The organism is uncultured Brachyspira sp., from assembly GCF_910588665.1.
In the GTDB taxonomy this organism is placed as follows: Bacteria; Spirochaetota; Brachyspiria; order Brachyspirales; family Brachyspiraceae; genus Brachyspira.
Window position 1 is genome coordinate 1 of record NZ_CAJUPR010000019.1, and the last position, 14,867, is coordinate 14,867.

Below are 14,867 nucleotides of genomic sequence, written 5' to 3' on the forward strand. Positions count from 1 at the left end.
TTTAAAAAATACTGATTAAAAAAATATGACTATTATACAATAGTTGACAATTTTATTATTTATAAATATGATTATATAAATTAAAATATAAATAATATCCCTGATTAAATGAGGAGCGTATAAAAAAATATGGCTAAAACTATTAAATGCAAATCATGCAAAACTGTGAATGATAAATATGCTAAAAAATGCCGTTCTTGCGGTACATTGCTTTATCCTGAAATTTCATATAAGAATGCAGCTATTATTACGGTTATACTGGATGCGGTATTTGCCCTTATTTATTTATTTGGAATATATCTTTTTATAATTAATGCCAATAATAATGAAACTCCGAAATATATTAATTTACTTCCGACGCCGAATAGTATTTTTTATTTTGTAATAATAATATTATTTTTGGTATTTGCTGCAATCAAAATACTTTATATATTAAATGTATTCATATTAAAAAAAGACATTATATTTTCAATAAGAAGAATCAGCATGTTTATTGAAGCTGTTATAATGTTTCCTATACAGACTATACTTGCATTATATTTTTACGGACCTGCCACAAATCAGGATAAAATGAATAAGAAAACGGATTAATATATGTCTTTAACTATATTAAAAAGTATAAAAAGTGCATATAAATTTATCAATGAAAACAAAAATAGCTCTATAGCATTAATACCTACAATGGGAGCTTTGAATGACGGAGATATATCATTAATAAAAAAATCAAAAAAAGAATGCTCTATTATAGTTGTAAGCATATTTATTAATCCTCTTCAATTTACAAAAGCTGAAGATATAGAAAGATACCCTATAAACTTAAATAAAGATAAGCAAATTTTAGATAAGCTTAATATAGATGCTTTATTTCTACCTTCTGTTGAAGAGATGATTCCAGATGACTATGCCGCTTATATTATTATGGATAATATATATAATAAATACTATGGAATTTCAAAACCTATATATTATAAAGGCGTAGCTACAATAATGTCTAAGCTTTTTAATATAATCTCTCCCACTCATGTATATTTTACAGAATATGATTATCAGAAAATATTTATAATAAAAAAGATGATAAAAGATCTTGGATATAATATAAATGTAAAAACAATTCCTATTGTAAGAGATGAAAATATGCTGGCTTTAAGCGGCTCCAATTATTTATTAAATGAAAGAGAAAAAAAAGAAGCAGGCATCATATATAAATTATTAAAAGAAGCAAGAGAAGAGTTTAAAAAAGGCGGTACAAAATCATCATATTTAATAGATATTATAAAAAATAATTTGCATTCTCATAAAATGCTTAAATTAGAATATGTTTATATCATAGATAAAAAAAGTTTAATCAGTGTTGAAACAGCAACTAATAATTCTATTATACTTATATCATGCTACTGCGGATACACAAGATTGTTAGATAATATTTCTTTAAAATGATTATTAAATATATATGCTGAAATTTTTTAGGATATAAAACTTAAGTGCGGAATCTTAATAAAAAAAATGAAAAGATTATAAAAAATTCTGTTTCTTCAGTAATTATAATACTTTCTTTAATTTATATTATAAAAACTTCCTCTTTGAAAGAAAGAAGAAATTTATTTATTGATAAGATATCTGTAATAAGTATGATAGAAAACAGCAAAACATCTATTATATATGATTATATAATAGACAGATGTACGGTGTATGTTTACGGTGATTATATAAATAGAGAAGATAAAAAATATATAAACACATATTTGCCAAGTGTTAAATATATCGGAGCTTTTAAATTTACGCTTTACTCTTATTTTTTTAAAAATAATATTATGTTCTATACCTGCGATGACATATTAATTAATAAATTAAAATCAAATAATATAAAATACTGCAAAGTAGTTTTAAGTATAGATGATATAAAAACGGAAGAATATTTACAATTAAGAGATAATGATAATATTAAACTTTTTCTGTCATTTACAAATAAAGAAGTTTATAAAATAGATTCCAATTATAATAAAAACTTATCAAAATATTTAATTAATCTTAATAAAGATTTAATAACTGTAATAGATGGCGACACTATAAAGTACAATAAAATATATTACAGATTTATAGGGCTTGATGCTCCCGAATTAAAGCAGAATTACGGAACTAATGTTAAGAACTATGTTATAAAGAAAATTAATAATGCCTCAAAAGTAAGTATGCTTGTATCTTCATACGATATTTTCGGACGCATTTTATGTCATATATTTATTGATGATATACCTTTGGCTTATTCTATGATGAAAGATAAGCAGGCAAAAGAAACTATTATGAAATACGGAGATAACGGATTTACAGACATAGCAAGCAATATAGTTTATTTATCAAAATTTCAAGGCAGACGCCCTTTTACAGACCCTGCAAAATTCAGAAGCGAAAACAGATAATTTATTGTTTTCATAAAATATACTTAAAAAGTATTACTGTATATAATACATAAGTATTTGATATGTATATATAAACTCTTATAATAATACAAAATTAAATAAAGAGGTTTGTTTATGACAAAGATATGCAGACAAATAAGAAATTACAGTTTTATATTATTATATTTCGCAAGTACTGTTATGTCTCAAAATATTCTGCAATGGGATAAAACTTTTCCGAAAAGCGATAAAGTTGATGTGATAAAAGTTTCTTTTTACAATAGACTTGGTATTAATATAGTAGCTGATCTGTATACTCCTAAAGATATGCAGAAAAATATAAAATTTGAGGCTTTAGTAATAGGCAGTCCTTACGGAGCGGTTAAAGAACAGGCGGGCGGAGTTTATGCTCAGAATATGGCTGAAAGAGGATTTGTAAGCTTAGCATTTGATGCTTCTTATAACGGAGAAAGCGGGGGCTCTCCTCATTTTACTGCTTCTCCTGAAGCTTTTACAGAAGATTTCAGTGCGGCAGTAGATTTTTTGGGAAGTTTGGATTATGTTGATAAAAATAAAATAGGAGCTATAGGTATCTGCGGAAGCGGGAGTTTTGTATTAAGCGCCTCTCAAATAGATATGAGAATAAAGGCTATAGCCACAGCAAGCATGTATGACATGGGACAGGCGGCAAGGCATGGATTAAATAATTCTGTTAGCGATGAAGATAGAAAAAAACTTTTAAATTGGGTTTCTATGCAGAGATGGATTGAGTATGAAGGAGGAGAAAAATTATATGCAATAGGTACTCCTGAAAAGATAGACGAAAATTCCGACGAAGTATCAAAAGAATTTTACAGTTATTACAGAAGTGAAAGAGGCTATCATCCGCGCTCAACAACATCTATGTCTCTTATAAGCATGATAAGTTTAATGAATTATTATCCTTTAGAGCAAATAAGTTTTATATCTCCAAGACCTATTTTATTTATAGCAGGAGAAAAAGCCCATTCAAGATATTTCAGCGAAAATGCTTATAGTAAAGCGGCGGAACCTAAAGAATTAGTTATAGTAAAGGACGCTTTGCATATAGATTTATATGATAAAACTGATATAATACCTTTTGATAAATTAGAAAATTTTTTTAAAGCTAACTTAAAATAAATAATAACTTATTTTATCAGAAGTAATTATAATAAAAAGGAGTTTAACTTTTAAAAAGCTGAACTCCTTTATTTATATCATATTGAGTTTATAAATTTAAACCTTATTCAAATAATGAGTTACACTCATAGCAGCAACAGCACCTTCTCCTACGGCATTAGCAACCTGACGGACTGGTTTTAATATAGAATCTCCGCAGGCAAATACTCCTTCTATATTTGTTTCCATTGTTGCCATATCTGCAACTATATGTCCTGTTTCTTTTAACTCTAATCCTGTGTCTTTTAAGAAATGTGTTGCTGGCTCCTGACCTACAAATACAAATACCCCATCTACAGGCTTATCATGTACAGAACCGTCCAATACATTTTTTATTTTTATGCTATTGACTTTACCGTCTCCGCATATCTCATCTATTACAGAGTCAAGCACATATTCAACTTTTCCGGTATCGGTTAAATGCTTAACATTTATAGGCTCGGCTCTGAACTCTTTTCTTCTATGAACTAAATATATTTTATTTACAAATCTTGTAAGAAAATAAGCCTCATCAAAAGCACTGTTTCCTCCTCCTACTACAGCAACAGATTTATTTCTATAAAAAGCACCGTCGCATGTAGCGCAGTAAGAAACGCCTTTTCCTGAAAAAGTTTCTTCTCCTTTAGCCCCTAATTTTTTAGAGAAACCGCCCATAGCAAATATTATTGTTTTTGCTTCATAAGTTTTACCGTCAGCTGTAATAACTTTTTTTATTTTTTCTTTAATATTTTCCACTTTTATAACTTCATCATAAACTATTTCGTTTTTAGAAAATTTTTCGGCATGCTGCTGCATTTTAGCTGCAAGCTCAAAAGAACTTATATCCTCAGGAAAACCCAGATAATTTTCAACGGTATCTGTACTCATCATCTGACCGCCTATGCCTTTTTTCTCTATTAGAATAGAATTAGTTAATGCTCTTCCTAAATAAAGCATAGCCGAAAGACCGGCAGGACCGCCTCCTATTATAATGCTATCATATACGGACATATAAAACACTCCTTTTATTATTTATATGGTATCTATTTTAAATAGTAAAGTTATACTATAAAAACATTCGTTATCTGAAATGTTTTTTAACATAAGTTATTATTTCGCTGGCATTTGCAATTTCTCTTGAAGAGTTTCCAACTCTTATATAAAATTTTTCTTCTTTAGCGCCCTGCTTGTTTGTAATTCTGGTATATACAGGTTCTCTTCCTTTCCTTATATAAACTATGCATACATCTTTTTCATCTTCTACCACAAAATCAATTCTAATTCCTTCAGCGGAAAAAGCGTTTCCGTAATAATGTTCTATAAGAGTTCTTAAATGAAGCTCAAAAAAATCCTGATTTGCCTGCTTTAAAGTTGAATAATCATTTTCAAGTCCTAATACTTCCCCGTCATTAGATATGCCTATGAAAAGCCTCCCTCCTTCCGTATTGCTGAATGCTGCAATAGATTTCATAATAACTTCTTCCAAAGCTTTATTTATTTTTTCTGTATTACTGTCATATCTTAATGTGGATTTAAACTCTACATTAGTATTTTCACCTTCCTCAATTATTTTCTTTATATTCATATGATTTATTTTTAAATCTTCAATGATTCTTATATAATGTATGGCAAGCATAATTATAATTACTATTGTAATAATTATAAATAAAACTAAAAAAAGTATTAAAGGCACTTGTATTTTACTGATAAGAGATTTCTCTGGTATAATAATTCCTATTTCTATATTATTATCAGCAATAGAGAAAATTCCTTTATATCCCCAATAGTTATTATCTTTATATGAAACCTTTATCATATCTTCATTAGTTGCATTAAATTCTTTAGTCATAATATCTGATATTGCAGCGTAATCTAAATTATTGTTTGTAGATGAATATGATATGGGAAAAGTTATTTTGCTGCTGCCTGTTACAAGATATGCGTATATATTATCAATATTTTTAAGTTCAACATCATTAAAGTTTACATTAAATTGAGAAATATATTCAAAAGTTATATTTTCATTTGCTATATATATTAAATTTATATAGGCATGTCCGTTTTGCACATAGAAAGAATCTATACTTAATTGCTCAAAAGCAGCCGAAGAGTATTGATTATTATGATTATTAGTTACAATATGCCCTACAACTTTATATCCGTTGCTTTCTTTAGTTATTGACATATAATTATTTCCAACCTGCATAGCTGCTTTTTCTATAAAAGTATGCTTTGGAAAAAAATTAGTTATTAAGATTTTATACGCTTCAGGCGCTTGATTAACTATATCAAATATAGGCGTCATCTGCATAGAAAAATAATATGTTGGATAGAATATTTTAGAATACTCTTCCACTACCGAAGTTTTTACATCTTGAAAAAGAGATTTAAAAATAAATTTAATAGGTATGGGGCTTCTAATCTGCATATAAACTAAAATGATTATAGATAAAAACAAAATTGAAATAACAGCATCTTTTAATATTCTATTTTTCAGCTCGGATTTAGAAAAAAACCTGCCAGATATAATCTTCATACCATATCCATTAATACCTATTGTTTTATCATATATGTAAAAGTAATAATAACATATATAATATTATTATCAACCTATTAATAATTTTAAATATAAAAATTATTAATAGGTTGATAATATATTGCTTATATATTAATCAATCTTAAAAAATCTAATTTTCTTTCACTTTGTTCATTATCTCCGCCTTCATGTCCGTTAAATGCATAAACATTAATAGATTTTTCGCCTGCATAATTATTGTAGGCGGCAAATACTGTGGAAGGCGGGCATAAAATATCCATAAGTCCTACAGAAAATAAAGCCTTAGTTTCAGCTCTTTTTGCAAATAAAGCCCCGTCAAAATAAGATAAAGTTTCAAAAACTTTCTTCTCATGCATTCTATTTGTTTTGCAGAATCTGGCTATTTCATTATAAGGCAGAGTGTCTGTAATAGTGCATGCTCTTTTATAATCACATAAGAATGGAACATCTATCATAGCGGCTTCAATTTTTTGATTAACGGCAGATGAAAGCCCTGATACAGCAAGTGATATTCCGCCTCCCTGACTGGTGCCGTTCAATGCAATTTTTCCTGTAAGTTCATGTTCTTTAGCCGCTTCAATAGATTTAACAGCATCTACAAAAACTCTTTTATAATAGTAATCTTTTTTATCTAATATACCCATAGTAAGAAAGCCGTCGGCATGCGGAGATGATCCTACAGGATCTGGGGTTATTGCCCCGTTTCCTCCTTCCGCCCCCTGTCCTCTTATTTCCATTACAAATATGCTGTATCCTGCTGACGGAAAAAGCAGATGTTTATTCGGGTAGTCTCTTCCTCCGCCGTATCCCGGATAATGCATTATGCATGGCAGTTTTTCATTATTTTCTTTTGCATATTTAGGAGCTATATACCAGCCGTTTATAATATGCTTTGAATATCCTTTGAAGCTCACCGACCATACATCAAAAAGTTTCAGATGAGTGTCTATCAAAGTATATTCTGCATCCGTTTTATGATTATTTTCATTTAAAGTATTAATCCAGAATTCGTCAAAGTCTTCAGGCTCTTCGGAAACTCCTTTATATTTATACAATTCTTCCAAACTTAAATCAAAAAAAGCCATATAAGGCGCTCCTTTTATGCATTATTATTAATTATATTCTGAAGTATAATATACATTATATTTTTTTCAATATTATATATATTAATAACAGCATTCTAAAATATAATTTTTAATTATTCAAAATAACTTTATATCAGAAATTTTCATTAGTGGCAATATATAATTCTCCTTCAGAGTTTACAATATAAGCTTCCTTATAATTAAAAGCTTTATTTGTAAAAAAGTCGGTGCCTAGTAAAAATGCCTCAGTTGATAAAGCGTCGGCTTCTTCCGCATTAGTATGAACTATGGTGGCAGATATGCTGCTGTATGCAGGATAACCTATCTCAGCATCTATTATATGATGATAATTAATTCCATTCTCTGTGAAATATCTTTCATAATCTCCGCTTGTAACTATGGAGCTGTTTGTAACTTCCAGCAAAGCTAAATATCCGTTGGCATCATTTCTAGGATTTCTTATTGCAATAACCCAAGGTTTTCCTCTGCTGTTAAGTCCTTTAGCATAGGTATCGCCGCCGTAATCTATTAAATAATTTTTTATTTTATATTCTTCAAATACCGATTTTAATTTTTCTATTATATATCCTTTTCCATAAGATCCGAAATCAAATGTTAATGGTATTGATAATTTTAATATTTTATTATCATTATTTGTTATTATTGAAAGAGAGGAATAATCTATATTTGACAGAGCTTTATCTATTTCTGTTTTTGAAGGAACTTTCTGATTTTCTTTTACGCCGAATCCCCAAAGCTCTATTAAAGGTCTTACGCTTATATCAAATGACGGATTTAATTGAGAATATTTCAAGCCTGTTTCAAATATATGCGATATTTCATCAGATATTTCTATTTCGTATTTTCCTGATATGCTTTCTTTATTTATTAAAGATATCTCACTTTTAGGATTATACGGATTTAATATATTATCTATTCTGTTTATTTCATTTGTGATGCTTTTTAGTATATTATCCATAGTTTTGTCTGATGTCTGCGCCGTTATATTAAGTATAGTATCGCTTATCATAACAGTTGAAGTTATATATTTTTCTCTGCTTCTGTAAAATAAAATTGCCGTTATTAATGCTGCAGCTATTATCAGTATGGAAATATAAATATTCTTTTTCATCATTTTAATCTCTTTGATATTAAATTATAGATATTTATTTTAAACCGTTTATAAAAAATAATAGTAAAAGTAAAAAATATTTACTTATTATTAATATTATAATATATAAAAAATATGTATGATAAGTATTATAATACTGATAAACTTTAGGTATTTTGTAAAAAAATGTAAAATAATCGTAAATTCTATTGACATTGATATTTTTTTCTGATATACTTATGATTGTAAAGATAATTTACAATAAGTTGTTTAAGTAAAAAGAAAATTAAGGAGATTTATTATGATAAAAAAATTATTTGCTTTGTTAGTATCTTTGACAGTTATTTCAACATCAAGTCTGTTTGCCGATTGGATAGTTCCAGTTTCAGCATTACCTCAGAAAGCAAGGACTTTTATAAAAAGAGTTTACCCTAATGCGCAGATATGGAAAGTTGAAAGAGACGGAAGAAAATTTGAAGTTGATTTGTCAAACGGAGCTTCTATAGACTTTTTGCTTAATGGAAACTGGCTTAATATAGACGGAGAATATAACGGAGTGCCTTTAAGTGTTTTGCCTCAGGCTGTTGCCAATACGGTTAGAAGAACTTATCCTCAAGCCATAATGATAGATGTAGAAAAGGAATGGGGCAATTATAAGATAAAATTAAATAATATGATGGAGCTTTATATAGCGGCTAGCGGTCAGATAATTGGCCAGAAATGGGACGATTAAATATACATAGATTTAGAGATGCGGTTTTTTACTGAAACTGCATCTCTTTTTATACATATTTAAATATTATTAATACACTATCTCCGTAAATTCTTATATCATATTTCATTATACAAGATACAGCATCATTAATATTTTTTATAAAACCTCTGTAATGATTTAATCCTAATTCTGCGGCTAGAATACCGTCTTTATTCAATATGTTTCTTTTTAATATATAATTTAAGGCATCATAATATATTTTTGAATGATAAGGAGGATCCAAATATATAATGTCAAATTTATCATTTGTTTTTTTTAAGTAGTCGCAGGCAGATATTCTTTTTATTTTATATAATGAATTATCATCTGCGAATATTTCTTTTGCATTTATAAATATAGTTTTTACAGCTTCTCTGTCTATTTCTATCATAGTGGCATGTTTTGCATTTCTGCTTAAAGCTTCAAAAGCAATAGCCCCGCTTCCCGAGCAAAGATCCAAAATAGTTTTATTTTCAATATCCAATACATTAAAGAAAGCCTCTCTAACCTTACTTTGAGTTGGCCTGAAATTTCTTTTAGGAGTTATGATTTTTCTTCCTTTTTTACTTCCAGATATAATATGCATAGTTACGCCGATAAATATACTCTATTTATAAAGAACTCTTATCTGAGCAAATGCGCAGCTTACATTTAAATAAAGTATTTTATCAGAGTTTCCCATAACAAAATTAGTTTCTCCGAAACTTACGCTGTCGCCTGTAGGCAGAGAAACGCTTCCGAATGCACTTGCGACTTTTATATGTACCCGTATTTTATCATCTATTAGAATAACTGTATCTGAAAAAACGGTATTTACATCTATAGTTCTATTTCTGTATATTTCTAAATTTGATAAGTCTATAGTTTCAGTTTTAAAATATATGCTGTATTTTGTTTTATGTATGCCGTCTCCGACATAGTATATTCCAAATATTATATAAACCCCTAAAAATATTATTATCATTCCTATAATCATTCTGAATATTGGAGTATATAATATAAAAGGCATATTAACATTAAAACAATATCTTATAAGTATATATATGCCCGAACATATAACAAATAATCCTAAAAGTATTTTAGATGTGTAAAAATTTCTTCCTATAACCATTGCGACTCCCCAAACTATCAAAAGAACCGAAACAATTATAGTAAATACGGGAGTATATGCTAATGCAGGAATATATATATGAAAAACATATTGAAGTAAGATATAAATACCTACTAATATTACAATACTTCCTATTAGAAATCTTGAAAAAACTAATTTCATAAAATATTCCTTAAAAGTTATATTTTATTATACTAACTTATAATAATAAAAAAACAAGACTATTTGCAATATTAAATATTTAAAAAATTTTTTACATATTTTGTCTGCTCAGTATTCTTGAGTAAAAAGGCATCATGCCCGTAATTGGATTCTATTTCATAAAATATAGTATCCATATTTGAATGCTGATATGCAGCTACTATTTCAGCAGACTGAGTGCTTGGATAAAGCCAATCAGATATAAAAGATATAACCATAACCTTTTCTAAACTAATATTTTTCTTAAGTTTAATTTTTTTTATTTCATCTTTAACATCAAATAAATCCATAGCCTTAGTAAGATATAAAAAGCTATTAGCGTCAAATCTGGCAGTAAACTTCTCCCCATTATAATGCAGATAATCTTCAACTTCGAAAGAAGGAGTAAAATATTTCAGAGATTTTTTCTTTTTTCTTCCGAATTTTTTTCTCATATATTCTTCACTCATATATGTAATATGTCCGAGCATTCTTGCCAAAGCAAGACCTCTGTCAGGACTTGACATACCGTAATATTTTCCTCCATACCATTCAAGGTCTCCCATTATAGCCTGTCTTGATATTTCATTAAAAGCTATTTGTATCGGAGAATGACTCATAGAACTTGCTATTATAATCGCTTTTTGCATCATATTAGGATAAGAGGCAGTCCATTGCAAAGCCTGCATTCCTCCCATAGAGCCTCCAACAACACAATAAAGCTTTTTTATATTCAAATAATCCAAAAGTATTTTCTGAACATTTACTATATCTTTTATTGTAAAAGTAGGAAAATCTGTACCGTAATATAAATTACTTCCAAGTTTTTTTGATGAAGGACCTGTAGTTCCCGAACATCCGCCTAAAACATTAGAACATATTACAAAATATTTATCGGTGTCTATTGCTTTTTTCTTTCCTACAAAATTGCTCCACCAAGAAATAACATCGGCATCTCCTGTAAAAGCATGGCATACTAATACGGCATTATCTTTATTATTATTTAAATTTCCGTTTATTGTATAAGCTACTTTTAATTCATCTATGCTTTCTCCGTTTTCAAATTTGAATTTTTTATTATAATTAAAAAATTTTAATTTATTAGCTTCTTTAAGCATATTATCTTCTGTTATTTTTTCTTTATTTATACTTTTTTTTTTATTATATTTTTTTATATCCTTCATAAATAATCCTTAAATATATATGCATTATAAAATAGTCAGATATATTTTAATTAGCTTATTTTGTAAATAAATTATTTATTTGCTATTCTCAAAGCCTCATCTAAATAATATAATATATCATCAATATGTTCTATTCCTATAGAAAGTCTTATAAAATTTTTGCTTATTCCAGCTTTTATCAATTCTTCTTCAGATAATTGAGAGTGTGTTGTTGATGCAGGGTGCGCAACTAAACTTTTAACATCTCCAACATTAACCAGATGTGAAAATAATTTTATATTATCTATAAATTTTACAGCAGCTTCATATCCTCCTTTAATGCCGAATACAACCATTCCGCCGAATTTATCCTTCAAATATTTACTCGCCACTGCATAAGAAGGGTCATTTTTAAGTCCCGGATATCTTACCCATTCGGCTCTTGCATCTTTTTCTAAAAACTCAGCTACTTTCATAGCGTTAGAAGAATGCCTGTCCATTCTAACGGCAAGAGATTCCGCACCTTGAATGAATATCCATGAATTGTCGGGAGATAAGCAAGCACCCAAATTTCTAAGCGGCACCGTTCTCACTCTCAATGCAAATGCTATGTCTTTAAGTTCATCTGGCAGATCATAAGCCCATTTTATGCCATGATAATTTGAATCAGGTTTAGAAAACAGAGGAAATTTATCGCTTTGCCAATTAAAGGTTCCAGCATCTGTAATGCTTCCTCCAACAGCGCTTCCATGTCCTCCTATCCACTTTGTAAGAGAATTAATGACAATGTCTGCTCCATGCTTAATTGACTGCAAAAGATAAGGCGTTGTAAATGTGGCATCTACCACAAGAGGTATTCCTGCATTATGCGCTATTTTTGAAATTGCTTCAATATCTGTAAAATCCAGAGACGGATTGGAAATTGTTTCTATAAATATTAATTTAGTTTTATCTGTAATCGCTTTAGCAAAACTCTCAGGATTTTTAGAATCTGCAAATTTAGTATCAATTCCGAATTTAGGAAGTATTGCAGCAAATTGAGAATATGTTCCTCCATAAACATTGAATGCCGAAACTATTTCATCGCCTGCTTCGCATATTGTAATTATAGTATAGAATATAGCATTTGTACCAGAAGATACAGCAATAGAAGCTTTTCCTTCTTCCATAGCCGTAATTCTTTTTTCAAGAATATCTGCTGTAGGATCTCCAAGTCTTGTATATATGTAACCAAGCTCTTTTAAATCAAATAAATCTGCTGCATGTTTTGAATTTCTAAAAAGATATGAAGTTGTTTTGTATACAGGTATTCCTCTGCTTCCGAATGGATCTTCAAAATCCTGTCCTGCATGCGCCGCCAAAGTTTCAAATTTTAATTCTCTTGACATTATTAATTCTCCTTAAAAAATATTAAATATAAAAAAGCCGTCAAATTTAATTTGACGGCTGAAATTTCAAAATAAAAAATAAACTATATTATGAATCCGTCATTATAAAACATGTAAATTTGCATGGGGCAAAACATTTTATTTACAACTAAGGTTATCTTCATTTATGATTTCCTATAATAATTATTAATTATATATATTATATATAATTAATAATTATTGTCAATAGTAATTTAATTTTTACTTGTTTAAAAGCGCATGAATATCTTATATATATTTTTTAAGCGATAAACAAACAGGAGTAAAAAGATAATTGTTAATTTAAATTGAATCTATACTGTAAAGCTTCGGTTATATGTTCCGCTTCTATAATGTCTTTATCTTCCAAATCGGCTATTGTTCTTGATACTTTTAATATTTTATCATAACTTCTTACACTCATTGAAAATTTTTCCAACGCCATATTCAAAAGATTTTTAGCCCTATCATCTAATATGCAGAATTTCTGAGTTTCTTTTATTCCCATAGATGAGTTTGAAAATATTTTAATTCCGTTTTCTTTAAAACGCTTCTCTTGTTTTTTTCTTGCCGCCATTACTATTTTACGCATTGACTTTGAACTCTCTCCTTCAGTTTTTGATGAAATTTTAGCATAATCAACGGCACGCACTTCTATAGATATATCTATTCTGTCAAGTATGGGACCAGATAGTTTAGCTATATATCTTTTTCTTGAAATATCTGAGCATCTGCAAGTATGATGTTCATCGCCGTAATAACCGCATGGACATGGATTCATAGCTGCAATCAAAGTAAAATTTGCAGGAAAGGATATGCTTCCGTTTGCTCTGCTTATTGTCACGGTTTTTTCTTCCATAGGTTCTCTCAAAGTCTGAAGCGCAGAGCTTTGGAATTCTACAAACTCATCAAGAAATAATACTCCATTATGTGCTAAAGTAATTTCGCCAGCCTTTATATTTCTTCCGCCTCCTACAAGGCTTACATAAGACGAAGTATGATGCGGTATTCTGAAAGGACGGTTTTTCACTATAGGCATATTTTTGGACAAAAGTCCATAAGATGAATAAATTTTAGTAACTTCCAAAGCCTCTTCAAATGTTAATGGAGGAAGTATAGTAGGTATTCTTTTCGCTATTAAAGTTTTTCCGCATCCGGGAGAACCTATCATTATAAAATTATGCCCTCCAGCTGCTGCTATCATTGCCGCTCTTTTGGCATATTCCTGACCCTTTACATCTGAAAAGTCTATATTTTCATTTTCTTCGCTGTTAAAATTAAATTTGCCCTCAGATATTACAGGCGATTTTTTACCTTCAATAGCATCTATAGCATCTTTTAATGTTTTTACAGGATAAAGATTAAGACCTTCAATTATATTAGCTTCTTCCATATTATTAAACGGAATTATGGCATTTTTTATTCCTAATTCTTTTGCATTGAGGAGCATAGAAAATATGCCTTTTACTTCTCTTACGCTTCCGTCCAAAGCTAATTCTCCAAGTATTATAGTTTTATCCATAAAGTCTGAAAAAAATACCTGAGCGCTTGATGATAATATACCCAAAGCAAAAGCTAAATCATACATACTGCCAGTTTTTTTTAAATCCGCAGGCGCTAAATTTATAGTTATTCTTTTAGGAGGAAAAAATCTATCACTGTTATTAATTGCGGCTATTACTCTTTCTTTCGCCTCATTAACTGCTTGGTCCGGAAGTCCTACAACATCAAATTTAGGAAGTCCTTCTGAAATATTAACTTCTATTATAATAGGTATACCTTCTATACCGTAAAGAGCCTCTGAATATATTTTTGTATGCATATAAAACTCCTTTATTTTATATACATACGGTTAAACAAATTTTTTTATAATTATAAGCCTGTATATTATAAAAAATTAAATATTATATAAATAATTAAAATTG

14 protein-coding genes are annotated in these 14,867 nt (G+C 28.9%); 5 read left to right on the forward strand and 9 right to left on the reverse strand.

The window, feature by feature from the left end; all coding sequences use genetic code 11:
• Positions 1–129 precede the first annotated feature (129 nt).
• The 4 genes from QZ306_RS10040 (at position 130) to QZ306_RS10055 (ending at position 3,557) form a co-directional block, all read left to right on the forward strand.
• A complete protein-coding gene (locus QZ306_RS10040) occupies positions 130–591 on the forward strand; it encodes a hypothetical protein (protein WP_295163539.1) in 462 nt (153 codons plus the stop codon).
• A 3-nt stretch (positions 592–594) separates the two neighbouring features.
• Positions 595–1,437, forward strand: a complete 843-nt coding sequence (gene panC / locus QZ306_RS10045; RefSeq protein WP_295163540.1) for a pantoate--beta-alanine ligase — start codon at positions 595–597, stop codon at positions 1,435–1,437.
• A 44-nt stretch (positions 1,438–1,481) separates the two neighbouring features.
• Positions 1,482–2,417, forward strand: a complete 936-nt coding sequence (locus QZ306_RS10050; protein WP_295163541.1) for a thermonuclease family protein — start codon at positions 1,482–1,484, stop codon at positions 2,415–2,417.
• A gap of 114 nt (positions 2,418–2,531) precedes the next feature.
• Entirely contained in the window at positions 2,532–3,557 is a 1,026-nt protein-coding gene (locus QZ306_RS10055) for an alpha/beta hydrolase (protein WP_295163542.1), read from the forward strand.
• 96 nt (positions 3,558–3,653) lie between these two features.
• On the opposite strand, the gene trxB is transcribed toward QZ306_RS10055, so the two are convergent.
• From trxB to QZ306_RS10075, 4 genes are all read right to left on the reverse strand, one after another.
• The gene (trxB, locus tag QZ306_RS10060; protein WP_295163543.1) at positions 3,654–4,586 is read right to left on the reverse strand and encodes a thioredoxin-disulfide reductase; all 933 of its coding nucleotides are present in this window, start codon (positions 4,584–4,586) and stop codon (positions 3,654–3,656) included.
• A gap of 70 nt (positions 4,587–4,656) precedes the next feature.
• Positions 4,657–6,111, reverse strand: a complete 1,455-nt coding sequence (locus tag QZ306_RS10065; RefSeq protein ID WP_295163545.1) for a helix-turn-helix domain-containing protein — start codon at positions 6,109–6,111, stop codon at positions 4,657–4,659.
• A 125-nt stretch (positions 6,112–6,236) separates the two neighbouring features.
• Positions 6,237–7,217, reverse strand: a complete 981-nt coding sequence (locus QZ306_RS10070; RefSeq protein WP_295163547.1) for an acetylxylan esterase — start codon at positions 7,215–7,217, stop codon at positions 6,237–6,239.
• A 133-nt stretch (positions 7,218–7,350) separates the two neighbouring features.
• Positions 7,351–8,349 (reverse strand): FAD:protein FMN transferase, encoded by a 999-nt coding sequence (locus QZ306_RS10075; RefSeq protein ID WP_363322643.1) that lies wholly within the window; start codon positions 8,347–8,349, stop codon positions 7,351–7,353.
• A 280-nt stretch (positions 8,350–8,629) separates the two neighbouring features.
• Here QZ306_RS10075 and QZ306_RS10080 point away from each other — a divergent pair, with 280 nt between their 5' ends.
• Positions 8,630–9,061 (forward strand): PepSY-like domain-containing protein, encoded by a 432-nt coding sequence (locus QZ306_RS10080; protein ID WP_295163549.1) that lies wholly within the window; start codon positions 8,630–8,632, stop codon positions 9,059–9,061.
• Between the two features lie 49 nt (positions 9,062–9,110).
• Here QZ306_RS10080 and rsmD read toward each other — a convergent pair whose 3' ends face one another.
• The 5 genes from rsmD to QZ306_RS10105 all read right to left on the reverse strand — a co-directional run bounded on the left by rsmD (position 9,111) and on the right by QZ306_RS10105 (position 14,764).
• Positions 9,111–9,668 carry a 16S rRNA (guanine(966)-N(2))-methyltransferase RsmD gene (gene rsmD / locus QZ306_RS10085; RefSeq protein WP_295163550.1) on the reverse strand — a complete coding sequence of 186 codons (558 nt, stop codon included), beginning with the start codon at positions 9,666–9,668 and terminating at the stop codon, positions 9,111–9,113.
• A gap of 21 nt (positions 9,669–9,689) precedes the next feature.
• On the reverse strand, positions 9,690–10,355 hold the full coding sequence (locus QZ306_RS10090) for a hypothetical protein (protein WP_295163551.1): 666 nt from the start codon (positions 10,353–10,355) through the stop codon (positions 9,690–9,692).
• A 71-nt stretch (positions 10,356–10,426) separates the two neighbouring features.
• Positions 10,427–11,557: a homoserine O-acetyltransferase gene (locus QZ306_RS10095; protein ID WP_295163552.1), complete on the reverse strand. Its 1,131-nt coding sequence runs from the start codon at positions 11,555–11,557 to the stop codon at positions 10,427–10,429.
• A gap of 71 nt (positions 11,558–11,628) precedes the next feature.
• Positions 11,629–12,924, reverse strand: a complete 1,296-nt coding sequence (locus tag QZ306_RS10100) for an O-acetylhomoserine aminocarboxypropyltransferase/cysteine synthase family protein (RefSeq protein ID WP_295163554.1) — start codon at positions 12,922–12,924, stop codon at positions 11,629–11,631.
• Positions 12,925–13,240: 316 nt separating this feature from the next.
• Positions 13,241–14,764: a YifB family Mg chelatase-like AAA ATPase gene (locus QZ306_RS10105; protein ID WP_295163555.1), complete on the reverse strand. Its 1,524-nt coding sequence runs from the start codon at positions 14,762–14,764 to the stop codon at positions 13,241–13,243.
• Positions 14,765–14,867: the final 103 nt, after the last annotated feature.

Coding starts and splice junctions, on each gene's coding strand:
- QZ306_RS10075 (WP_363322643.1), bottom strand. CDS start 8,349: ATGAAAAAGAATATTTATATTTCCATACTGATAATAGCTGCAGCATTA.
- trxB (WP_295163543.1), bottom strand. CDS start 4,586: ATGTCCGTATATGATAGCATTATAATAGGAGGCGGTCCTGCCGGTCTT.
- QZ306_RS10070 (WP_295163547.1), bottom strand. CDS start 7,217: ATGGCTTTTTTTGATTTAAGTTTGGAAGAATTGTATAAATATAAAGGA.
- QZ306_RS10040 (WP_295163539.1), top strand. CDS start 130: ATGGCTAAAACTATTAAATGCAAATCATGCAAAACTGTGAATGATAAA.
- panC (WP_295163540.1), top strand. CDS start 595: ATGTCTTTAACTATATTAAAAAGTATAAAAAGTGCATATAAATTTATC.
- QZ306_RS10095 (WP_295163552.1), bottom strand. CDS start 11,557: ATGAAGGATATAAAAAAATATAATAAAAAAAAAAGTATAAATAAAGAA.
- QZ306_RS10065 (WP_295163545.1), bottom strand. CDS start 6,111: ATGAAGATTATATCTGGCAGGTTTTTTTCTAAATCCGAGCTGAAAAAT.
- QZ306_RS10080 (WP_295163549.1), top strand. CDS start 8,630: ATGATAAAAAAATTATTTGCTTTGTTAGTATCTTTGACAGTTATTTCA.
- rsmD (WP_295163550.1), bottom strand. CDS start 9,668: ATGCATATTATATCTGGAAGTAAAAAAGGAAGAAAAATCATAACTCCT.
- QZ306_RS10090 (WP_295163551.1), bottom strand. CDS start 10,355: ATGAAATTAGTTTTTTCAAGATTTCTAATAGGAAGTATTGTAATATTA.
- QZ306_RS10055 (WP_295163542.1), top strand. CDS start 2,532: ATGACAAAGATATGCAGACAAATAAGAAATTACAGTTTTATATTATTA.
- QZ306_RS10100 (WP_295163554.1), bottom strand. CDS start 12,924: ATGTCAAGAGAATTAAAATTTGAAACTTTGGCGGCGCATGCAGGACAG.
- QZ306_RS10105 (WP_295163555.1), bottom strand. CDS start 14,764: ATGCATACAAAAATATATTCAGAGGCTCTTTACGGTATAGAAGGTATA.